Raw genomic sequence first — 21,266 nt, forward strand, 5'->3', positions numbered from 1 at the left:
AAAAGGAGATGCCTAATGAAGCGTCGTGATTTTTTGAAAGTAACTGCTGCCGGAGCCGCCGCCACTGCGGTCGCTTCGCCAGCCATCGCCCAGTCCGCGCCAGAGGTTAAGTGGCGCCTGGCATCCAGCTTCCCGAAGTCGCTTGACACCATCTACGGTGGCGCAGAGCAGCTGTCGAAGTACGTCGCTGAGATGACCGACAACAAGTTCCAGATTCAGGTGTTTGCCGCCGGCGAAATCGTCCCCGGCCTGCAGGCCCTGGACGCGACCTCCAATGGCACGGTCGAAATGTGCCACACGGTTTCCTACTACTATGTCGGCAAGGATCCGACCTTCGCGATTTTCGCGTCGGTACCGTTCGGCCTCAATACCCGCATGCAGAATTCGTGGCTCGAGCAGGGCGGCGGCGGCGAGATCGCCAACGAGTTCTACAAGAAGCACGGTGTGGTGGGCATGCCGTGCGGTAACACCGGCACGCAGATGGGCGGCTGGTTCCGCAAGGAGATCAAGACCGTTGCCGATCTTCAGGGCCTGAAGATGCGCATCGGCGGTATTGCCGGTCAGGTGCTGGCCAAAGTGGGCGTCGTGCCGCAGCAGCTCGCAGGCGGCGACATCTATCCGTCGCTGGAAAAGGGCACCATCGACGCGGCCGAGTGGGTCGGCCCGTATGATGACGAAAAGCTGGGCTTCAACAAGGTCGCGAAGTTCTACTACTATCCGGGCTTCTGGGAAGGCGGGCCGACGGTCCACGCTTTCACCAACCTCGAGAAGTTCAACGCTCTGCCGAAGAACTATCAGGCGATCCTGACCAACGCTGCGGCTCACGTGAACGGCTGGATGCCTGCTCGTTACGACATGCAGAATCCGGGCGCGCTGAAGCGTCTCGTAGCCAGCGGCACGCAGCTTCGTCCGTTCACGAACGAAGTCCTCGACGCCTGCCTCAAGGCGACAAACGAGTTGTGGGCTGAAATTTCGGCAAAGAACGCCGACTTCAAGAAGGCCATCGATGCGATGCAGGCCTACCGTTCGGACCAGTACCTGTGGTGGCAGGTCGCCGAATACACCAACGACAGCTTCATGATCCGCTCGCGCACCCGCGGCTGATTTCGTTCAACTGAAGCACGCTACCAGCCCGGCCTCCGCAAGGAGGCCGGGCTTTTATTTTGCGGTGCGGTCGAAGAATTCGGCATGGATATTGGTAACCAGTTGTTCCATGCTCCAACTTCAAGCCTCGAAAAGAAGGGCAAAAACACACGATCACATTCAGGGAGCTATCATGAAACGTCGCGAGTTTATCAAGGTCGCGGGTATCGGCGCTGCCGGTGCCGCGATCGCATCACCCGCCATCGCCCAGTCGTCGCCGGAAATCAAATGGCGTCTGACCTCCAGCTTTCCGAAGTCGCTCGACACCATCTATGGTGCGGCCGAAGTCTTCTCGAAGGCGGTTGCCGAAGCCACCGACAACAAGTTCCAGATCCAGATCTTCGCGGCCGGCGAAATCGTTCCCGGCCTTCAGGCGCTCGATGCCGCGTCAAACGGCACGGTCGAGATGGCCCATACGGCCACTTACTACTATGTCGGTAAGGACCCGACATTTGCGATCGGAACCGCCGTGCCGTTCGGTCTGAACAGCCGCATGCAAACAGCCTGGCTGCAGGTCGGCGGCGGCGGAGAACTCTTCAACGAGTTCCTGAAGCCTCACAACGTCGTCGCGCTTCTTGCTGGAAACACAGGTTGCCAGATGGGCGGCTGGTTCCGGAAAGAACTGAAGGAGCCGAGTGATCTCAGCGGCCTGAAAATGCGCATCGGCGGCTTTGCCGGCAAGGTTTTGACCAAGCTCGGCGTGGTGCCGCAGCAGGTCGCCGGCGGCGATATCTATCCGTCGCTGGAGAAGGGCACCATCGATGCCGCCGAATGGGTTGGCCCGTACGACGATGAAAAGCTCGGATTCCAGAAGGTCGCAAAGTACTACTACTATCCAGGCTGGTGGGAAGGCGGTCCCTCGCTGCACAACCTCGTCAACCTTGCGAAGTGGGAAGCGCTGCCGGCGGGATACAAGTCGATCCTGAAATCGGCGTCCTCGCTTGCCAATGAAACCATGCAGGCGCGTTACGACGCCTACAATCCGCCTGCGCTGAAGCGGCTGGTGGCGAGCGGAACGCAATTGCGGCCGTTCTCGGCATCGATCATGGACGCATCCCTGAAGGCCGCCAACGAGGTCTACGCGGAAACGTCGGCGACCAACCCGCACTTCAAGAAGATGTATGAGGCGATGGCTGCGTTCCGTAGCGACCAGTACACCTGGTGGCAGGTCGCGGAATATGGCTTCGACAGTTTCCAGATCCGGTCGCGCACACGCACCTGAGTACGGCACTGTCGCCCAAAAGGCGCCGGCCTTCGCGAGAAGGCCGGTTTTTCGTTGAGCAGAACTCGTTGCGCTACTTGGCGCCGCCCGGCGGCCCGAAATCGAGGGCCGGCATTTCCTGTTGCTGAATCTGGATATCGACCTTGTTGGGATCGACGGTCGATAGTGTGCCCTTGTAGTGCATCACCATGGCCGGGAAGGCGATCACGAGACCGACCATGATCACTTGGATGATCACGAACGGCACCGAGCCCCAGTAGATCTGCCCGGTGGTTACAGGCTCCATCCGCTTGCCGCTGACGCGATCCGTATAGGCTTCTTTCGGGGCTACAGAGCGAAGATAAAAAAGCGCAAAACCGAACGGCGGATGCATGAACGAGGTTTGCATGTTTACGCCGAGGATCACGCCGAACCAGATCAGGTCGATGCCGAGCTTTTCGGCCGCGGGGCCGAGCAGGGGGATGACAATGAACGCCAGCTCGAAGAAGTCGAGGAAGAAGGCGAGAACGAACACGAAGGCGTTGACGAAGATCAGGAAGCCGGTCTGGCCGCCGGGGAGTGAGACCAGCAGTTCCTCGACCCACCGGTGGCCGTCGACACCGTAGAAGGTGAGGGAGAAAACGCGCGCTCCAACCAGGATGAAGATCACGAAGGCGGAGAGCTTGGCGGTGGACTCTGCGGCCTGTCGCGTCAGGTCGAAGCTCAGCCGCCGTTTCATGATTGCGAGGATCATCGCGCCGGCAGCACCCATCGCACCGCCTTCCGTCGGAGTCGCGACGCCGATGAAGATCGTGCCAAGCACCAGGAAGATCAGGCCGAGCGGTGGCACCATCACGAACACGACCTGCTCGGCGAGCTTCGACAGAAGCTTCAGGCCCGAGATGCGGTTGATCACCGCGAGCACGAATGACATCGCCACCACAATCGACATGGTGAGGACCACATAGTCCGCGCCTGCCTTCACGTCGGTGAAGCGCATGGCTTCGAGTGCGATCGCCGTCGCGCCGATCAGCACAACGAAAAGCGACAATGTCATCGTTCGGATGATGCCGGTGAAGGGTTTGAAGAACAGTCCGGTGAGGATGATGAACCAGAAGCCGTGAAGGATCAGCGGGTTTTCCGAGATCTTGTTGAAAACCGGTGAAGTCCAGTCGAACAGGCCCAGTTTCACCACGAAGAAATAGGCGGTTGCCGCGGCCGAGATCGCTGCCAGCGGCATGATAATCGGATGCTTGGCAGTTTCCGGCTCGCGCAAGGTCTGCGCTTCCAGCGGAAGGCCTGGCGTTGCCTGCGGGAAAAATGTCGCCACGATGAAGATGTAGAGCGCATAGAGGATCGACAGCACAATGCCGGGAATGAACGCGCCTTCGTACATATCGCCGACGGAGCGTCCGAGCTGGTCGGCCATCACGATGAGGACCAGCGACGGCGGAATAATCTGCGCCAGCGTTCCCGACGCCGCGATTACGCCGGTGGCGACCCGGCGATCGTAGCCATAGCGCAGCATGATCGGTAGCGAGATCAGCCCCATCGAGATCACGGAGGCTGCGACGACGCCAGTGGTGGCAGCCAGCAACGCGCCGACAAAGATCACCGCGTAGGCGATGCCGCCGCGGATGCTGCCGAACAACTGGCCTATTGTTTCGAGCAAATCTTCCGCCATGCCTGATCGTTCCAGGATCAGGCCCATGAAGGTGAAGAACGGAATCGCCAGCAGCGTCTCGTTGTTCATGACGCCGTAAACGCGCTCGGGCAACGCTTGCAGGAAGTCCGGGCGGAAGAGGCCTAGCTCGATGCCGATCAGCGCGAAAAGGAGGCCGTTGGCGGCGAGCGAGAAGGCGACCGGATAGCCCAGCAGCAGGAAGATCACCAGCGACGCGAACATGATCGGCGCCATGTAGTGGATGAACATAGCGGCCATCAGAAATCTCTCTCGTTCTGCGCTGTGACGGCGACGCCGGTCATGGTTTTTCGGGTGTAATGGCCTGAGCCAGCTTCAGGGCTTCAAGTTCGGCGATCTCGTGCGCGCTCAATGCATGCGCGTTCGGATCGGGCAGCAGACCCTGCATCACGGCGGCGCGCTTGATGATTTCCGAGACGGCCTGAACAAGCAGTAGTGCAAGGCCGATCATGATCAGTCCCTTGGCTGGCCACTGCGGCAGCCCGCCTGCGCTAAACGATTGTTCGTTCTGATTAAAGGAAGCGAGGAAGAAGGGGACCGAAGTCCAGATCAGGATCACACAGAAAGGAACAAGGAAGAACACATGTCCGATCATGTCGATCCAGCTTCGGACCTTGAGCGGAAGAGAATGGTTGATGATGTCGATCTTGATGTGTTCGCCTTTGAGAAGGGTCCACGGTGAGCAAAGCAGGAATACGATGCTAAACAAAACCCACTGCAGCTCGAGATAGGCATTCGACGAGATGTCAAAGACCTTCCGGATGACAGCGTTGGCCGCCGATATGAGAACGGCGAGAACGATCAGCCATGACACCCAGCGGCCGACAAACGTCGTGAACGCGTCGATCGCGCGACTCAGTTTGAGAAGCGATTGCAAACCCCATCCTCCCGAATGTGCCCCTGCGTTGCTTGGCTCTACCGGGACCAAAGAGGTGACGGCATGCCGGCTTTTCCAGCCGGAGGCGCATAAAGCTGACCGACCAAATCAGCGTGTCATGCCGCCGTCAATTGGAAGTTTGTTCATTCCAAGGCAGAATCTGCGGCCTACAGAAGGACCGGGAAATTTGTGCCAAGCAAATTCGAGGGGCAGGAAATATTCGGAACTGACTAGCCGCCTGTGACGCTCATATGCCGGCTGACGCTCGGGCGATTGTGGCGGCGATCGATAATGAAATCGTGGCCTTTCGGCTTGAGTCCGATGGCACGGTCGATCGCGGCGGCGAGGAGGGTATCGTCGCTGGATGCCCGCAGAGGCTTGCGCAAATCGGACGCGTCCTCGTGGCCGAGGCAGGTATGGAGCGTGCCGGTGCAGGTGATGCGGACCCGATTGCAGGATTCGCAGAAATTATGGGTCATCGGTGTGATGAACCCCAGCCGGCCGCCGGTCTCCGAGACACGGACGTAGCGTGCGGGACCGCCGGTGTCGTCCGGCAGGTCGGTGAGTGTATACCGGGCCGCAAGGCGTGCACGGAGCAGCGACAACGGCAGATACTGATCAATGCGGCCTTCGCCGATATCACCCATCGGCATGACCTCGATGAGGGTGAGGTCCATGTCCTTGCCATGCGTCCATTCCATCAGCGAGGGGATCTCGTCCTCGTTCATGTTCTTGAGCGCCACCGCATTGATCTTGACCTTGAGGCCGACAGATCGCGCCATCTCGATGCCGCGCAGCACCTTGTCGAGGTCACCCCAGCGGGTGATGGCGCGGAACTTTGCCGCATCAAGGGTATCCAGCGATACGTTGATACGGCGTACGCCGCTATCCCTGAGTTCGGCAGCGAATTTCTCGAGCAGCGAGCCGTTGGTTGTTAGCGTCAGTTCACCGAGCGCGCCGCTGTCGAGATGGCGCGAGAGTGAGCGTACCAGCGACATCACATTGCGCCGGACCAGGGGCTCGCCGCCGGTCAGGCGCAGCTTGCGGACCCCCTTGGCGATAAATGCCGAACAGAGCCGGTCCAGTTCCTCTAGCGTCAGAAGGTCGGATTTCGGCAGAAATGTCATGTCCTCGGACATGCAATAGAAGCAGCGCAGGTCGCAGCGGTCCGTCACCGAGACGCGCAGATAGCTGATCGTCCGCCCGAATGGATCGGTCATTGCAGACGTCGAGGCCAGTGAACTTGAAAAGGGTCCGCTCATTCAGCGCCATGCTTATCGCTTCACCCGGCCGGCTACGCCGACCGTGGTATCCCAGACCCAATCTAGGCACGATGAGGCGTGCTTACAAATGAATCTCGCTGGGCAGACAGCGCTAATGGAACGGCGTCAGCGGGCAGGTGGGGGCGGGAACGGGGAGTTCTCCGCCGGTGCTGCGGCCGGTGCGGCGCGTTTGGCTTTAGGCGCCGCTTTGGGGGCTGCGCGGCCCTTCTTGGTGGGAAGCGCCGGCTGCAGTTCCGCGTAAACCGGATTTGGGTCGACGGTGACGCTGCCCGGGCTGCTTGGGTCCCTGATGATCTGCACCGGTACGGTTTCCGGCTGATATTTCGGCAGCGAGAAGGTCACGGAAAGATTTTCAGCGGCGACCACCGAGAGCGAGCAGGGGGTTTTGCAGGTTTCGCCGCTGGAGGCACGCGCCTCAGCGCCAGCTGGCAGCGATTCAAGCTGAATCGTTGCGCTCGGCGGCGTTGATTTGAACATGTCAGGCATGGAGAACGATGAACAACCCGCCAGGCCAAGACCCGCCGCGACGACAACAATGATACGCATGGTGCATCCGTCATGTGATGCGGTGATAGCCGCATAGTCCCCGCGCGGGACCTTAGGAGTGTCGATCCGCGCGTGCAACGGGTCGCATCACAATCGTTAAGAGAAGGTTAATATTGCTGAAGAATCTGGCGATAGCTAAAAAGCCATTAATCATCAGTGAGTTGCCGATGATGTCATCAGATTTTCAACGGCTTTCGGGAGTTCCCGCATATGACCGATGACGATGTCGGGTTTCAGTTCCGCGATAGGGATCTCGGTGTAGCCGAAGTCGACCCCAATCACCGGAATTCCGGCCCGGCGTGCAACCCCGACATCGGGGCCTGAATCGCCGATCATGATCGATCTGGAAATGTCCCCGCCGGCCCGCGCAATGGTCTGCCGCAGGATGGTGGGGTCCGGCTTTGCCACTCCAAAAGTGTCAGCCCCGCAAATCGCGGCAAACCGCGCCGTCATATCCAGTTTTTCGAGCAGAAGCCGTGAGAGACCTTCCAGCTTGTTGGTGCAGACCGCGAACTTGAACCCGCATCCCTCCAGCTCGTCGAGAGCTGCATACAGGCCCTCAAACGGCTTGGAAGCGTCGGCGATGTGGTCCTTGTAATAGGCGATAAAGTCCCCGGTCAGTCGGTCGATATCCGCAACGCTCATGGCGCGGCCCTCGAGTTCGAGCCCGCGCTCGATCAGTTTTCTTGCTCCGGCGCCGATCATGTTTCGTGCGGATGCAACCGGTACGAGCGGCAGCCCCTCGCGCTGGAGTACGAAATTCAGCGCTCCGACCAGGTCGGGGGCCGTATCGACGAGAGTGCCATCGAGGTCGAAAACAATAAGGGGAGCTGGAGTCATGGCGGATCGCTAGCGGGCGGGGCGGCATCATGCAAGGCCCGCGTCGGGATTGGTATCATGCCCGTCCTTTTTGGCAGTTTTTCCGTCCCAAAGCCGTATCCAGCGGCGCGGAAACCGCGCTATATGCCTCGCGTTCCACGAGAACGGAACGTCGAGGGTACGATGTCGATGGACGATCTGAAGAGGCAAGCGGCGGCGCGCGCGGTCGAGCAGGTGCAGGACGGCATGAAGCTCGGACTCGGCACGGGCTCAACGGCCAAGCACTTCGTTGAGCTTCTTGGCGAGCGCGTGAAGGCAGGTCTGAAGGTCGTCGGCGTTCCGACATCGGAAGCGACGCGGGCCGACGCGGAGCGCTGTGGAGTGCCGCTGACCACGCTGGAGGAGGTTGATCACCTCGATCTCACCGTGGACGGCGCAGACGAAATCGATCCTGACCTCGCGCTCATCAAGGGCGGAGGCGGGGCGTTGCTCCGCGAGAAGATCGTCGCGGCAGCGTCAGATCGGATGATTGTGATCGCGGACGAGTCCAAATGGGTCCCGACCCTTGGGCGTTTCCCGCTTCCGATCGAAGTCATCCCATTCGGTCTCGGCGCAACCCGCCGGGCCATCGAGGCGGTTTTCGCGGAAAATGGCGTTTCAGGGCAAATGGATGTCCGCAAGACCAAGGATGGCCATGCTTTTGTCACCGATGGCGGCCACTGGATTATCGACGCCCATCTTGGGCGCATACCGGACCCCCCCAGACTGGCGGCAGCATTGAGCTCGATTCCCGGCGTGGTGGAGCACGGCTTGTTTATCGGTCTTGCGCGGACAGCTGTGCTCGCAGGCCCTCAGGGTATTCGCGTTGTTGAACGGCGCTAGCGCCGCAATTGAGGAGAATTGATATGAGGAATCTTTCGAACGTTCTGCTTGCGGCAGGCGCAGTGCTGGGCCTGATGCTGGGCAGCGCGATGGCGCAGGCTCCGAAGCCGCCATCCCCCGCCGCAATCGGTTATGCGAAGGAAATCCTGACGTCCAAGAATGTCAGCACGATCTATCAGGGCGCCGTTCCCGGCCTTGTGCAGCGAACCAAGGACGTGCTCTTGCAGTCCAACCTGAACTATCAGAAGGATCTCAACGAAGTCGCCGTTCAGGTCGCGAAGGATCTCGCCGGCCGGGAAAAGGAAATCGGTGAGGAGATGGCGCGGATTTACGCCAATGCCTTCACCGAACAGGAACTGAAGGAGCTTGCTGCGTTCTACAAGTCGCCGCTTGGCATCAAGGTGATCGCGCAGGAGCCCGTGGCATTCAACGCTGCGCGTCAATATATGGATCAGTGGGCGCAGAAGTTCGGCGAAGAAATCAACGCGAAGTTTCGCGCTGAAATGAAGAAGCGCGGCAAGGACATCTAAGCAAGATCGGAAATTCCAGATGGCGGACCTGGACGTTGATCTGTTCGTAATTGGCGGTGGCTCCGGCGGCGTACGCGCCGCCCGGATCGCCGCTGGTTACGGTGCAAGCGTTCTGGTCGCAGAGGAATACCGTATGGGCGGCACCTGCGTGATCCGCGGGTGCGTACCCAAGAAGCTCATGGTCTACGCGTCCCACGTCCGCCATGAACTGGATGACGCAGCGGGTTTCGGTTGGACCATTCCGCCCGCGACTTTCGACTGGCCGACCCTGATCGCCAACAAGGACCGGGAGATTGCCCGGCTTGAAGCTGCCTATACCTTCAACGTCGAAAAGGCCGGCGCCAAAATTGTGAAGGCGCGAGCGACGTTCGAAGATCCGCACACGCTGCGCCTTTCCACGGGCCAAACCGTTAAAGCGAAATATGTGCTGATCGCCACCGGCGGCGCGCCGAACCACGGCGAAGTTATCCCGGGCATCGAGCATGTGATCTCGTCGAACGAGGTGTTTCACCTTCCGAAGTTTCCGAAGCGCATCGTGATTCAGGGCGGTGGTTATATCGCGCTGGAATTCGCCTGCATCTTCGCCGGACTCGGCGCCGACGTCACAGTGATCTATCGCGGCGAGAACATTCTGCGCGGTTTCGATGAGGATGTGCGAAAGCACGTCCGCAGCGAAATGGAAAAGTCCGGCATCACGGTGCTCACCGGCTGTATTGTCACCAAGGTGGAAAAGCACGGCGAGACGTTCGCGACCCATCTTTCCAACGGATCGAGCATTGCCTCCGATCAGGTCATGTTTGCGATCGGCCGCCACCCGAATGTCAAAGGTCTCGGACTTGAGAAGGCGGGTGTCGAACTGAATCCTATCAACGGCGGCATTGCCGTCGACGGTTTTTCGCAGACCAACGTCCCGCACATCTATGCGGTCGGCGACGTCACGCACCGGATCAATCTGACGCCCGTTGCCATCCGCGAGGGACACGCCTTCGCCGATACGGTGTTCGGCAAGCGGCCGATACGGGTCGATCACGCTGACATTCCGACTGCGGTCTTTACCCAGCCAGAGGTCGGCACGGTGGGACTGAACGAAGCCGAGGCGCGGGCGCAGTACACCCACGTCGACATCTACAAGACGGATTTCCGCTCGCTGAAGTCGACCCTGTCGGGAAGCGAGTCCCGGATCATGATGAAGCTGATTGTCGATGCCTCGACGGACCGGATTCTGGGCTGCCACATCGTAGGACCGGAGGCGGGTGAACTGATCCAGGTGGTTGGTATTGCCGTCAAGATGAAGGCCACCAAGGCCGACTTCGACGCGACCATGGCCGTGCATCCGACGGCGGCGGAAGAACTGGTGACCCTGCGCACGCCTAGCGCGCGCCACGTCCGTCAGGCCGCGGAATAGCCGTCTCCGCCGGCTCCTTGCGTCACAATGAGCGGAAGCGGGCTTTCAGCCCGGGCAAGTCATTGAGACTTCATGCTGATTTGCAACTGGCAAGACCGTACCCACCTGTGTATAACCCGGCGCTATCACAAGATTGCCGTTTCCTGAGGAGTTTCAATCATGTCCGAGCGGTGGACGCCCGACAGCTGGCGCAAGAAGCCAGTGATGCAAGTGCCAGACTATCCCGATGCGAAGGCATTGGCCGATGTCGAGGCGCAGCTTGCGACGTTTCCGCCGCTGGTTTTTGCCGGTGAGGCGCGCAATCTGAAGAAGTCTCTCGCCCGAGTCGCAAACGGTGAGGCTTTTCTCTTGCAGGGCGGCGATTGCGCCGAGAGCTTCGCCGAGCATGGCGCGAACAACATCCGCGACTTCTTCCGCGTGCTGCTTCAGATGGCGGTGGTGCTGACTTATGCCGGTGCGCTGCCGGTGGTGAAGGTCGGCCGCATCGCCGGTCAGTTTGCCAAGCCACGCTCATCGCCGACGGAAAAGCAGGGCGATATCGAATTGCCCAGCTATCGCGGCGATATCGTCAACGATAACGCCTTCACGAAGGAAGCGCGCACGCCCGATCCGCAACGTCAGTTGATGGCATACCGGCAGTCGGCTGCGACGCTGAATCTGTTGCGCGCGTTTGCAACTGGTGGCTTCGCTAACCTTGGCAGCGTGCATCAGTGGATGCTCGGCTTCCTGAAGGATTCGCCGCAGTCGCGCCGTTACAAGGAACTGGCCGACCGGATCTCCGAGGCGCTCAACTTCATGCGCGCCTGCGGTCTCGATCTCGAGAGCCATCCGGAACTGCGTTCGACCGACTTCTACACCAGCCATGAGGCGCTGCTGCTCGGTTACGAACAGGCGTTCACGCGCGTCGATTCCACAACCGGCGACTGGTACGCGACCACGGGTCATATGATCTGGATCGGCGACCGTACGCGCCAGCTCGATCACGGCCATATCGAATACTTCCGCGGCATCAAGAACCCGATCGGGCTGAAGTGCGGCCCGTCGCTGAAGCCGGACGAACTGCTCAAGCTGATCGACGTGCTCAATCCCGACAACGAGCCCGGCCGTCTCACGCTGATCAATCGGTTCGGTTCGGACAAGGTCGATGCGCATCTGCCGCAGCTCATCCGTGCGGTGAAGCGGGAAGGGCGCTCGGTGGTCTGGTCGTGCGATCCGATGCACGGCAACACCATCACCTCGACGTCCGGCTACAAGACCCGGCCGTTCGACCGCGTGCTGTCGGAGGTGAAGTCGTTCTTCACCATCCATGCAGCCGAAGGCACCCATGCGGGCGGCGTCCATCTGGAAATGACCGGACAGGACGTCACCGAATGCATCGGCGGCGCGCGCGCGATCACCGACGAGGATCTCAATGACCGCTATCACACGGTCTGCGATCCGCGCCTGAACGCCGAGCAGTCCATCGATATGGCGTTCCTGATTGCCGAACTCCTCAAGCAGGATCGCTCCGGCAAATCGAAGCCAATGCCGGCCGTCGCGGGCTTCTGATGCTCCGCAAGGTGCTGTCGCGGATGTGGAGCGCCACGATCAACAGCCGGAACGGACTGGCGTTTGCCTTCCGTTCCGAGCAGGCTTTCCGTGAAGAGGTCGTCGCACTTGTTATCGCCGTGCCGCTGGCTTTCCTGGTCGGTGTCTCGCCGGAACGCAAGATCCAGTTGATCTGTATCGTGCTGCTGCTGATGGTGGTCGAATTGCTGAACACGGCCATCGAGAAACTGGCCGATCGCCTGACGACGGACCACGACAAGCAAATCGGCCGGGTCAAGGACATGGGGTCGGCGGCCGTAGGCGTCACGCTGGTGATCGCAGGAGGAGTCTGGCTGTTCGCCATCGCCGAGCGCATAGGTCTCATCTGATTTATGCTCATATTGAGCAATTGCGGACCTCTAGCGGAGCGGGCTAAATGCGGTCATGACCAAAGCCACCCAGCTCACGATCACGCTCGCACAGCTCAATCCCGTCGTTGGTGACGTTACCGGCAATGCCGCGAAGGCCCGTGCTGCCCGGAAACAGGCGGTGTCCGACGGCGCTGATCTGCTGGTCCTGCCTGAGCTGTTCATCGCAGGCTATCCGCCGGAAGATCTGGTGCTGAAACCGGCATTCCAGGCTGCATGCCGCGCCGAGATCGAGATGCTGGCGCGCGAAACGTCCGACGGCGGTCCGGCTGTGCTGATCGGCACGCCCTGGGTCGAGGACGGCAAGCTCTACAACGCCTGCGCGTTGCTCGACGAGGGGCGGATAGTGGCGCTGCGCTTCAAGGCCAATCTGCCGAACTACGGCGTGTTCGACGAAAAGCGCGTGTTCGCGCGCGGCCCGGCTGCGGGGCCGGTGACCATCCGCGGCGTGCGGGTCGGCGTTCCCATCTGTGAAGACACATGGATGGAAGAGTCCGAAGACTACGAGAACGTTGTCGAATGCCTTGCTGAGACCGGCGCGGAAATACTGATCGTGCCGAACGGATCCCCCTATACGCGCGAAAAGAACGACATGCGCCTGTCGGTATCGGTCGCACGTGTGGCCGAAAGCGGATTGCCGCTGGTTTATCTCAATCAGGTCGGCGGACAGGATGAACTGGTGTTTGACGGTTCGTCGTTCGCGTTGAATGCCGACCGCTCGCTGGCGTTCCAGTTGCCGGGGTTTGTTGAAAACATCACGACCGTCCGATGGACCAAGGGCGACGGCGGCTGGATCTGCAAGGGGCCGGTGACACCGGTGCTCGACGGCGACAAGGGCGACTATGCTGCCTGTGTGCTCGGCCTGCGCGATTATGTGGGTAAGGCCGGTTTTCCCGGCGTGCTGCTCGGCATCTCAGGCGGTATCGATTCAGCGCTGTGCGCGGCCATCGCTGTCGATGCGCTTGGCGCAGACAAGGTACGCGGCGTGATGCTGCCGTTCCGTTTCACCGCGCAGGAATCACTCGATGATGCGGCGAAGCTGACGAAGCAACTCGGCATCCAGTACGAGGTATTGCCGATTGCCGCCGCGGTTCATGGCTTCGAGGACATTCTCAAGCCGGTCTTTGCGGGCCGGGAGCGGGACGTCACTGAGGAAAACCTGCAGGCGCGCACCCGCGGCGTTCTGCTGATGGCTATTTCCAACAAGTTCGGCTCGATGGTGGTGACCACCGGCAACAAGTCGGAAATGTCAGTCGGCTATGCCACGCTCTATGGCGATATGAACGGCGGCTACAATCCGATCAAGGACATCTACAAGACCGAGGTTTTCCGGCTTTCGACCTTGCGCAACTCATGGAAGCCCGATGGCGCGCTTGGTCCGTCCGGCGAAGTCATTCCGCCCAACATCATCACGCGTCCTCCGACTGCCGAATTGCGCGAGAACCAGACCGATCAGGACTCGCTGCCGCCTTACGATGTGCTGGACGCCATTCTTGTGCGGCTGGTGGAGCGCGAAGACTCGGTCGCATCGATCGTGGCCGAAGGCTTCGACATCGACACGGTGACCCGCATCGCGCGCTTGCTTAATATCGCAGAATACAAGCGCCGTCAGGCTGCGCCCGGCGTGAAGGTGACGCGCAAGAATTTCGGCCGCGATCGCCGCTATCCGATTATCAACAAGTTTCGCGACAACGGAAAAGCGCCTGCTGCTCCGGATCATTCGCTGGTGACGCGATCGAGCCGCGGCTCGGCCGAGGCGTTCGAAGGCTGACCAGCCATGCGTGCGCGCGGGAAAAATCCCGCGCATTTGATTTGCCGATAACGATCGGCCATTTCCGCACGAAGCTAAGTTTAAAACAGAATTCCGATCGATCCGGATTGCGGCTATGCGCTTCGCCGCAATGGACTCATATGATTTTCGTCATTTAAATCGTTCGGATACTTCGGCGTTGCCGAGATTATCCGGGGGTGAAAATGACGATCGATACCGTTCAACACAAGTTCGCTTACACAAATGGCATCCGCATGCATTACGTGGAGGCGGGAACGGGGCCGCTGGTGTTGCTGTGTCATGGATGGCCGGAATCCTGGTATTCGTGGCGTCATCAGATTCCGGCGCTGGCCGCGGCCGGTTTTCGTGTGATTGCCCCCGATCTGCGCGGTTATGGCGATACCGAAGCGCCAGCCTCTATCAAAGAGTATGACATTCTTCATCTCGCGAGCGATCTTGTCGGGCTTGTCCATGCCGTGGGCGAAGACAAGGCGATTCTGGTCGGTCATGACTGGGGCTCGATCATCGCGGGGCCAACCGCGCTGCTGCGTCCGGATATCTTTCACGCTGTCGCGCACCTGAGCGTCCCGTTTCTTCCACGGCGGGCCGTGCGTCCGCTTGTCAGGTTCTTCAATCTGACGCGCGAGAAGCATTTCTATCAGGATTACTTCCAGCAGCCCGGACGCGTCGAGCGTGAACTGGAGGAAGACGTGCGCCGTTCGCTGCTAGGCGTTTTCTATTCGGCATCGGGCGACTGCCGGCGAAGCGATGCGTCCTTCACGTTCGCGTCGTTTCCCAAGAACACGCGCATGGTCGACAACCTGGCGATCCCTGAGAAGATGCCAGCATGGCTCACCGATGCCGACATCGATTTCTTTGCCGCGCAATTCAGAAAATCTGGCTTTCGCGGGCCGATTAATTTCTATCGCAACTTCGATCGCAACTGGCTGCTGACACCGTTTCTCGACAAGGCCAAGTTGCGCCAGCCTTCGATTTTTATCGCCGGCTCCCTCGATGGCGTGCTGCTGATGGCGGCGGAAGAGGTCAAGTCGATGGAGGAGAACGTGCCCAATCTGTCCGGCAAGCATATCATCGACGGTGCGGGACACTGGATTCAGCAGGAGCGGCCGGAAGAGGTCAACAAGCTGCTGGTCGATTTCGCCGAGGCTAATCGCAACCCGCGGCAGCTTTTCGGGTGAACCAGGTTTCCGCCGCCGCGGCCGTCTGAGGGCTAGCGGGCCGGAATAAACGTCGGCCCAACCGAGCGGATCGGCTTGTCACCTGAAGCAGGGGGCGTTTCTGGCGCCGCGCCGGTTGGCAAAGGTTGTGCGTTCGCGGGCGTTGCGACGGTGCCTGATTTCTTCTGCGCCGATGCCGGAGCCGCCTTTTGCGGCTGTGACATCTTCTTCGAGCTTTCATCAGTGACGATGATGTCGCCCTGCTGGGCGGCTGCCGCCTTGTCGTCGATGTTCTTCAGTGCGTCGGACCAGGTCTGGCCGACAGCCTTGCAGCTGCACGACTTGTCGAATGCCTGGCGATATTTGAACGCATTCGGCGATTGCGAATAGGGCTGACCGCTGATCGAGACCGCCTGATTCATGTCTTCGCCGGGATTGCGATAGGTGAACAACGTCGCGTCCGCTGCGGGGCAAAGCGCCTTGCAGGTGCGTTCGTCGTCCGCGAAGCGGCTCGGCACTGTCGCAAATGAGATCGGGAAATAGAATCCATCGCAGCTTCGCGCACAGACCGTGCGATAGGTGCCGGACGCGGCACCGTTGTCCATGGGCGCGCCACCGGGGTTGTTGTTGCCGCCAAACAGATTGTCGAGGAAACCGCCGCCACCGCTGTTGCGCAGTTGAGCCGCATATTGCGGGCCGCAATTGTTCTGGGCCAGCGCCATCAACACCGAACGGCGCTGGTTCTCGCGCTCCGAGCCGCCGAATCCGCCGCCGCGCAGCCGCTCGAGGTTGCCGGTGATCTGGTCGAGATTCGAACGCATCTGCTGAATGCGTGTGTTGATCGGTCCGCACTGTGCGGATGGCCCGGTGAACAGCGAGAAAAATCCTGAACTATCGCAGCCCTGCCGCTTGGCCTGATCCTGCACGCGCTCCAGTTCGGCCTGCTGCCGGGTCTGCGCTTCGACATAACGCTGGATCTGCTCCGCCTTGGCGTTGTCGCCGCCGCCGCCGTCGATGGCCGATAACTGCCCAACCAGCCGCTGGCAGATCGGATTTGCGGTTCCGGGCTGGGCCGCCGGTGGGGGCGGAAAACCCTGTTGTCCCATCGCGCCATGGGTCAACAGCGCCGCGCTTACAAGCGCAGCGGTGGCAAAAGTCCGTCGCAAGAATGTAGAATTCGGCAAGCTGTCACGATCCTGGCTGACCGCGGCGCGGCCGACGGGCTCACATACAAGCTTCCGGCGGCAAGGTCACGTCGATTCAGGGGCGCAGATAAGGCAGAGAATCGTGACGAAAAGAAGCCCCGGAACCGGGGTCTTAGCGCTGGCAGGTGATGGCGATGAATTCGCCGTTGTTCCTGGCGCCGCCGGTGGAGGCCGGGATCGCGCCGGTCACCTCATCGGGATCGACGCGGCGGTAACCGGTGGCCTGCGCAAAATCCCGCGACTGGCAATAAGCCCGCGCAGCTGGAGCCCCGCATTTCTCACCCTTGGCGAGACACTCGTCGACGCCATAGCCGTCCGATTGATTGGCGACGATGAAAACACGGCTGTCGGCACGGGTCTCGGTCGCGGCAATCAGGCATACGCAGGCAGTCAGTGTGAGCAGAAATCGCATGGTGGCACCGGTTCGGGAGAAGCACAGGCGCCTCCATCAATAAACCCGAACGGTTAAGAATGATTAAGGGCGGCAATTCCGTGGCAATTGGGGCTGTGGACGCCGAAATCCATGAGGTGTGACCTTGACGCGGTCCCCCCGGCTGGACCATTGTGCGGCCCATGAACGGCTCACTCTCCATTTTCGGCATCTGCCGCGAGATTATTAGCTAGCGATTCGCTGGCTGGAGCCGTCTTTTCTCAATCGAGATCATGGGACGACCCGGCCGCAAGGCAAGGGATTCTATTTCCATGGAGCTTAAGCTCTACGACACGCTGACGAAGGAGAAGCAGCCGTTCCGGCCGCTCGATCCGAAGAACGTGCGCATGTATGTGTGCGGGCCGACGGTTTACGACTTCGCGCATATCGGCAATGCGCGCCCCGTCATCGTGTTCGATGTGCTGTTTCGCCTGCTAAGGCACACCTACGGCGCCGATCACGTCAAGTACGTCCGCAATATCACTGACGTGGACGACAAGATCAACGATCGCGCCGCGCGGGATTTTCCGGGGCTGCCGCTGAACGGGGCGATCCGCAAGGTCACCGAAGAGACGGAAAAGCAGTTTCATGCCGACGTCGATGCCCTCGGCTGCCTGCGGCCGACGGTTGAGCCGCGCGCGACTGAACATATCGCGGAGATGCGTGCGATCATCGAGAAGCTGATCGCGGGCGGCAATGCCTATGTCGAGCAGGATCACGTTCTGTTCAATGTTGCGTCCGATCCGAACTATGGAAAGCTTGCGCGGCGATCGCTCGACGAGATGCTGGCGGGTGCGCGCGTCGATGTCGCTCCCTACAAGCGCGAGCCGATGGATTTCGTGCTGTGGAAGCCCTCGAAGCCGGGTGAGCCGTCGTGGCCGTCGCCGGGCGGTATCGCAGCCCAAGGACGTCCGGGCTGGCACATCGAGTGCTCGGCGATGTCATGGAAGCACCTCGGCGAACAATTCGATATTCACGGCGGCGGCATCGATCTCGTGTTTCCGCATCACGAGAACGAACTCGCACAATCCTGCTGCGCATTTCACAAAGAACGCATGGCCAACGTCTGGATGCACAACGGCTTCCTGCAAGTCGAAGGCGAGAAGATGTCGAAGAGTCTCGGCAACTTCGTCACGATCAGGGAATTGCTGACGGGCTGGCGCGGACGCTCCTGGCCCGGCGATGCGCTGCGGTTTGCGATGATGCAGACGCAATATCGGTCGCCAATCGACTGGTCTTTGGCAGCCTGTGACAATGCCTTCAACACTCTGAAAGATTTTTTCAGCGTGGCCGCAACTCCGACCTCGGGAGAACCGCCTTCTTCAGTTATCGAAGCCTTGGCCGATGATCTGAATACCCCCAAGGCGGTTGCCGAATTGCACGCCTTGCGCAAGCAGGTTCGCAATTCCGGCGACGAGGCTTCGGTTGCGCTTGGCAATGCACTTGCGTTCCTTGGTCTCGATGCCGCGCGGTTTGAGACATGGGTTGCCAAGGCTGACGCCAAGGCCGTCTCCAAAGCGGGCAATGTCGATGATCTGATTGCGGATCGCGCCGCCGCGCGGGCGCGGAAGGATTTCAAGGAATCCGACCGCATCCGCGACGAACTGGCCGCCAGAGGCATCGTGCTGAAGGACGGCAAGGATGCCGCCGGCAATCCTGTGACGACGTGGGAGATTGCGCGATGACAAAGCCTGACACGCCTTTTCCCAAGCACTGGCGTTACTATATCGCGATCAAGTGGCTGCTCATCGTTGCCGCCATCGCGCTTGCGCTCAAACTCGTCAACGTCTGGTAAGGCAATGGGCCAATCCATACCCAAAGTCGGCTTGCGGCCGTTTCTTCCCGAGGACACACCGGTGCTCGCGGCGATCTTCGTAGCGAGCATCGATGAACTGGCCGAGGACGACTATTCGGATGCGCAGCGCGAGGCCTGGGCCAGCGCCGCCGAAGACGAAAGCAAATTCGGCAAGCGTCTTGCGGGGCAGTTGACGCTGGTGGCAACCATCGAGAGTTCTCCTGTTGGCTTTGCGTCGCTGAAGGGCAAGGGCCACCTCGATCTGCTCTACGTGCATCCGGGCTTTGCGCGGCAGGGCGTCGCCACAGCACTCTGCGAGGCGCTCGAGAAGCTTGCCGGCGCGCGAGGTGCGACCGCCCTGACAGTCGAAGCGAGCGATACGGCGGAGCCCTTTTTTGCCGGTCGTGGCTATACGGGCCAGCAGCGCAGCACGGTCACCGTCGGCGACGAATGGCTCGCCAACACCACAATGAAGAAGTCACTGGGCGGCGAAGCGCCGCGCGGCGAGATGCCGGGAAGATCATCATGAACCGCGAGCGCCTCTATCTGTTCGACACGACGCTGCGCGATGGTGCGCAGACCAATGGCGTTGATTTCACGCTGCACGACAAGCAGATCATCGCCAGCATGCTTGACGATCTTGGCATCGATTACATCGAGGGAGGTTATCCAGGCGCGAACCCATCGGATACAGAATTTTTTTCCTCCAGGCCGAAATTCGATCATGCGAAATTCACCGCCTTCGGCATGACGCGCCGGCCGGGCCGTTCGGTGTCGAATGACCCCGGCATCGCAGGATTGCTTGAAGCCAAGGCCGATGCGATCTGCTTTGTGGCGAAATCGTCTGAATATCAGGTGCGGGTCGCGCTTGAGACCACCAACGAGGAAAACCTCGCTTCGATCCGCGACAGTGTCGGCGCTGCGAAGGCGGCAGGCCGCGAGGTCATGCTCGATTGCGAGCATTTCTTTGACGGCTACAAGGAGAACCCGCAATTCGCGCTCGCCTGCGCCAAGGCGGCGTATGATTCAGGCGCGCGCTGGGTGGTGCTGTGCGACACCAACGGTGGCACCATGCCGAACGAAATCGAGACCATCGTCGGCGAGGTGGTGAAGCATATCCCCGGCGATCACATCGGCATCCATACCCATAACGACACCGAGCAGGCGGTTGCAAACACACTTGCGGCGGTGCGAGCGGGTGCGCGGCAGATTCAGGGCACGCTCAATGGGCTGGGGGAGCGCTGCGGCAACGCAAATCTTTGCTCGCTGATTCCGACGCTGAAGCTGAAGAAGGAATTTGCCGACAGGTTCGAAATCGGCGTTTCGCAGGAGAAGCTCACGACGCTGGTGCATGCTTCGCGCGCGCTGGACGATATTCTCAACCGCGCGCCGGATCGTCACGCGCCCTATGTCGGGGAAAGCGCGTTCGTTACCAAGACAGGCATCCACGCGTCGGCGGTTCTGAAGGACCCGCAGACTTACGAGCACATCACGCCGGAGGCTGTCGGCAACCACCGCAAGGTGCTGGTTTCGGATCAGGCGGGGCGCTCCAACGTCATCGCCGAACTGGAGCGGGCCGGTATTCCGTTCGACAAGAACGATCCGAAGCTGACCCGTCTGGTCGAGGAAATGAAGGAGAAGGAAGCAGCGGGCTATGCCTACGAATCCGCGGATGCTTCCTTCGATTTGCTGGCGCGCCGCACGCTCGGCAAGGTGCCGGATTATTTCAAGGTTGTGCAGTTCGATGTGAACGTCGAGCAGCGTTACAATGCGCTGGGCCAACATGTCACTGTCGCGATGGCGGTGGTAAAGGTCGACGTCGCGGGAGAAATGCTGATCTCGGCGGCGGAGGGCAACGGCCCGGTCAATGCGCTCGACGTCGCCTTGCGCAAGGACCTTGGCAAATATCAGAAGTACATCGAAGGCCTGAAGCTGGTCGATTATCGCGTGCGTATCCTCAATGGAGGCACGGGGGCCATCACCCGCGTGCTGATCGAGAGCGAGGATGAGGCAGGCGAACGTTGGACCACGGTGGGCGTATCGCCCAACATCATTGATGCATCATTCCAGGCCCTGATGGATTCGGTCGTCTACAAGCTGGTGAAATCCAACGCACCTGCGTGATCCGGCCCGGAAAGGGAGCGTCAAATGCTCGATCATGTTTCGGTGGGGGTTGCCGATCTTGAACGGGCAGCGCGCTTCTATGAGGCCGTGCTCGCGCCACTCGGACTGATAAAACTGATCGTGCGGCCTGCGACGATCGGGTTCGGAAAAGGCTATCCAGAATTCTGGATCAATCTGCGTCCGAACATGACGCGCGTGTCGCCGGACAGCGGGACGCATATCTGCCTGCGCGCCAGAACAATAAACGAGGTCGAGACGTTTTATGCTGCAGCCCTGGGGGCAGGCGGCACAGACGATGGTCCGCCCGGCGTACGTCCGCATGATCGCGTAAGATACTTTGCCGCCTTCGTTGCCGACCCGGACGGAAACCGGATCGAAGCGGTGACCTTTCTCAGAGACGATAAGTCGGCCTGAGCCGGA

The 21,266-nt window shown here is 60.4% G+C and carries 20 protein-coding genes; 13 read left to right on the forward strand and 7 right to left on the reverse strand.

The window, feature by feature from the left end:
• The first annotated feature begins 15 nt into the window (after positions 1-15).
• The gene (locus AC1Q67_RS18095; protein WP_492236919.1) at positions 16-1,104 is read left to right on the forward strand and encodes a TRAP transporter substrate-binding protein; all 1,089 of its coding nucleotides are present in this window, start codon (positions 16-18) and stop codon (positions 1,102-1,104) included.
• Positions 1,105-1,276: 172 nt separating this feature from the next.
• Entirely contained in the window at positions 1,277-2,365 is a 1,089-nt protein-coding gene (locus AC1Q67_RS18100) for a TRAP transporter substrate-binding protein (RefSeq protein WP_024574114.1), read from the forward strand.
• Positions 2,366-2,438: 73 nt separating this feature from the next.
• Here AC1Q67_RS18100 and AC1Q67_RS18105 read toward each other — a convergent pair whose 3' ends face one another.
• The 5 genes from AC1Q67_RS18105 to AC1Q67_RS18125 all read right to left on the reverse strand — a co-directional run bounded on the left by AC1Q67_RS18105 (position 2,439) and on the right by AC1Q67_RS18125 (position 7,592).
• The gene (locus AC1Q67_RS18105; RefSeq protein ID WP_024574115.1) at positions 2,439-4,286 is read right to left on the reverse strand and encodes a TRAP transporter large permease; all 1,848 of its coding nucleotides are present in this window, start codon (positions 4,284-4,286) and stop codon (positions 2,439-2,441) included.
• Between the two features lie 40 nt (positions 4,287-4,326).
• Complete coding sequence (locus AC1Q67_RS18110) at positions 4,327-4,923, reverse strand: TRAP transporter small permease subunit (protein WP_024574116.1); 597 nt, start codon at positions 4,921-4,923, stop codon at positions 4,327-4,329.
• A gap of 230 nt (positions 4,924-5,153) precedes the next feature.
• Positions 5,154-6,185: a GTP 3',8-cyclase MoaA gene (gene moaA, locus AC1Q67_RS18115; RefSeq protein WP_492236917.1), complete on the reverse strand. Its 1,032-nt coding sequence runs from the start codon at positions 6,183-6,185 to the stop codon at positions 5,154-5,156.
• A gap of 126 nt (positions 6,186-6,311) precedes the next feature.
• Complete coding sequence (locus AC1Q67_RS18120; RefSeq protein ID WP_492236915.1) at positions 6,312-6,752, reverse strand: peptidase associated/transthyretin-like domain-containing protein; 441 nt, start codon at positions 6,750-6,752, stop codon at positions 6,312-6,314.
• A gap of 153 nt (positions 6,753-6,905) precedes the next feature.
• Entirely contained in the window at positions 6,906-7,592 is a 687-nt protein-coding gene (locus tag AC1Q67_RS18125) for an HAD hydrolase-like protein (RefSeq protein ID WP_024574507.1), read from the reverse strand.
• Positions 7,593-7,754: 162 nt separating this feature from the next.
• Between AC1Q67_RS18125 and rpiA the strand changes: the two genes are divergently transcribed.
• The 7 genes from rpiA to AC1Q67_RS18160 all read left to right on the forward strand — a co-directional run bounded on the left by rpiA (position 7,755) and on the right by AC1Q67_RS18160 (position 15,313).
• On the forward strand, positions 7,755-8,453 hold the full coding sequence (rpiA, locus tag AC1Q67_RS18130) for a ribose-5-phosphate isomerase RpiA (protein WP_492236913.1): 699 nt from the start codon (positions 7,755-7,757) through the stop codon (positions 8,451-8,453).
• A gap of 23 nt (positions 8,454-8,476) precedes the next feature.
• Positions 8,477-8,983, forward strand: a complete 507-nt coding sequence (locus AC1Q67_RS18135) for a DUF2059 domain-containing protein (RefSeq protein ID WP_024574509.1) — start codon at positions 8,477-8,479, stop codon at positions 8,981-8,983.
• Positions 8,984-9,002: 19 nt separating this feature from the next.
• A complete protein-coding gene (gene gor / locus AC1Q67_RS18140; protein ID WP_492236911.1) occupies positions 9,003-10,388 on the forward strand; it encodes a glutathione-disulfide reductase in 1,386 nt (461 codons plus the stop codon).
• Positions 10,389-10,547: 159 nt separating this feature from the next.
• The gene (locus AC1Q67_RS18145; RefSeq protein WP_024574511.1) at positions 10,548-11,936 is read left to right on the forward strand and encodes a class II 3-deoxy-7-phosphoheptulonate synthase; all 1,389 of its coding nucleotides are present in this window, start codon (positions 10,548-10,550) and stop codon (positions 11,934-11,936) included.
• A 14-nt stretch (positions 11,937-11,950) separates the two neighbouring features.
• The gene (locus AC1Q67_RS18150; RefSeq protein ID WP_024574512.1) at positions 11,951-12,304 is read left to right on the forward strand and encodes a diacylglycerol kinase; all 354 of its coding nucleotides are present in this window, start codon (positions 11,951-11,953) and stop codon (positions 12,302-12,304) included.
• A gap of 55 nt (positions 12,305-12,359) precedes the next feature.
• A complete protein-coding gene (locus AC1Q67_RS18155; protein WP_492236909.1) occupies positions 12,360-14,114 on the forward strand; it encodes an NAD+ synthase in 1,755 nt (584 codons plus the stop codon).
• 203 nt (positions 14,115-14,317) lie between these two features.
• On the forward strand, positions 14,318-15,313 hold the full coding sequence (locus AC1Q67_RS18160) for an alpha/beta fold hydrolase (protein ID WP_492236906.1): 996 nt from the start codon (positions 14,318-14,320) through the stop codon (positions 15,311-15,313).
• Positions 15,314-15,345: 32 nt separating this feature from the next.
• On the opposite strand, the gene AC1Q67_RS18165 is transcribed toward AC1Q67_RS18160, so the two are convergent.
• Together AC1Q67_RS18165 and AC1Q67_RS18170 are read right to left on the reverse strand one after the other, a co-directional pair.
• Complete coding sequence (locus AC1Q67_RS18165; protein WP_492236905.1) at positions 15,346-16,476, reverse strand: DUF2865 domain-containing protein; 1,131 nt, start codon at positions 16,474-16,476, stop codon at positions 15,346-15,348.
• Between the two features lie 133 nt (positions 16,477-16,609).
• On the reverse strand, positions 16,610-16,909 hold the full coding sequence (locus AC1Q67_RS18170) for a hypothetical protein (protein ID WP_492236904.1): 300 nt from the start codon (positions 16,907-16,909) through the stop codon (positions 16,610-16,612).
• Positions 16,910-17,199: 290 nt separating this feature from the next.
• Here AC1Q67_RS18170 and cysS point away from each other — a divergent pair, with 290 nt between their 5' ends.
• The 4 genes from cysS (at position 17,200) to AC1Q67_RS18190 (ending at position 21,260) form a co-directional block, all read left to right on the forward strand.
• Entirely contained in the window at positions 17,200-18,612 is a 1,413-nt protein-coding gene (gene cysS / locus AC1Q67_RS18175) for a cysteine--tRNA ligase (RefSeq protein ID WP_492236903.1), read from the forward strand.
• Between the two features lie 114 nt (positions 18,613-18,726).
• Positions 18,727-19,251: a GNAT family N-acetyltransferase gene (locus AC1Q67_RS18180; RefSeq protein ID WP_492236901.1), complete on the forward strand. Its 525-nt coding sequence runs from the start codon at positions 18,727-18,729 to the stop codon at positions 19,249-19,251.
• The gene (cimA, locus tag AC1Q67_RS18185; RefSeq protein WP_492236899.1) at positions 19,248-20,846 is read left to right on the forward strand and encodes a citramalate synthase; all 1,599 of its coding nucleotides are present in this window, start codon (positions 19,248-19,250) and stop codon (positions 20,844-20,846) included. The genes AC1Q67_RS18180 and cimA overlap by 4 nt, the downstream gene beginning before the upstream one ends.
• A gap of 24 nt (positions 20,847-20,870) precedes the next feature.
• Positions 20,871-21,260, forward strand: coding sequence for a VOC family protein (locus AC1Q67_RS18190; RefSeq protein ID WP_492236898.1), 390 nt, complete (start codon positions 20,871-20,873; stop codon positions 21,258-21,260).
• The last annotated feature ends 6 nt before the right edge of the window (positions 21,261-21,266 follow it).

This window comes from Afipia sp. GW823-FHT06G09 (assembly GCF_058794875.1).

Excerpts from the sequence above, each read along its gene's own strand:
- AC1Q67_RS18095 (WP_492236919.1), top strand. The coding sequence starts at position 16 with ATGAAGCGTCGTGATTTTTTGAAAGTAACTGCTGCCGGAGCCGCCGCC.
- AC1Q67_RS18100 (WP_024574114.1), top strand. The coding sequence starts at position 1,277 with ATGAAACGTCGCGAGTTTATCAAGGTCGCGGGTATCGGCGCTGCCGGT.
- AC1Q67_RS18105 (WP_024574115.1), bottom strand. The coding sequence starts at position 4,286 with ATGGCCGCTATGTTCATCCACTACATGGCGCCGATCATGTTCGCGTCG.
- moaA (WP_492236917.1), bottom strand. The coding sequence starts at position 6,185 with ATGAGCGGACCCTTTTCAAGTTCACTGGCCTCGACGTCTGCAATGACC.
- AC1Q67_RS18120 (WP_492236915.1), bottom strand. The coding sequence starts at position 6,752 with ATGCGTATCATTGTTGTCGTCGCGGCGGGTCTTGGCCTGGCGGGTTGT.
- AC1Q67_RS18125 (WP_024574507.1), bottom strand. The coding sequence starts at position 7,592 with ATGACTCCAGCTCCCCTTATTGTTTTCGACCTCGATGGCACTCTCGTC.
- rpiA (WP_492236913.1), top strand. The coding sequence starts at position 7,755 with ATGTCGATGGACGATCTGAAGAGGCAAGCGGCGGCGCGCGCGGTCGAG.
- AC1Q67_RS18135 (WP_024574509.1), top strand. The coding sequence starts at position 8,477 with ATGAGGAATCTTTCGAACGTTCTGCTTGCGGCAGGCGCAGTGCTGGGC.
- gor (WP_492236911.1), top strand. The coding sequence starts at position 9,003 with ATGGCGGACCTGGACGTTGATCTGTTCGTAATTGGCGGTGGCTCCGGC.
- AC1Q67_RS18145 (WP_024574511.1), top strand. The coding sequence starts at position 10,548 with ATGTCCGAGCGGTGGACGCCCGACAGCTGGCGCAAGAAGCCAGTGATG.
- AC1Q67_RS18155 (WP_492236909.1), top strand. The coding sequence starts at position 12,360 with ATGACCAAAGCCACCCAGCTCACGATCACGCTCGCACAGCTCAATCCC.
- AC1Q67_RS18160 (WP_492236906.1), top strand. The coding sequence starts at position 14,318 with ATGACGATCGATACCGTTCAACACAAGTTCGCTTACACAAATGGCATC.
- AC1Q67_RS18170 (WP_492236904.1), bottom strand. The coding sequence starts at position 16,909 with ATGCGATTTCTGCTCACACTGACTGCCTGCGTATGCCTGATTGCCGCG.
- cysS (WP_492236903.1), top strand. The coding sequence starts at position 17,200 with ATGGAGCTTAAGCTCTACGACACGCTGACGAAGGAGAAGCAGCCGTTC.
- AC1Q67_RS18180 (WP_492236901.1), top strand. The coding sequence starts at position 18,727 with ATGGGCCAATCCATACCCAAAGTCGGCTTGCGGCCGTTTCTTCCCGAG.
- cimA (WP_492236899.1), top strand. The coding sequence starts at position 19,248 with ATGAACCGCGAGCGCCTCTATCTGTTCGACACGACGCTGCGCGATGGT.
- AC1Q67_RS18190 (WP_492236898.1), top strand. The coding sequence starts at position 20,871 with ATGCTCGATCATGTTTCGGTGGGGGTTGCCGATCTTGAACGGGCAGCG.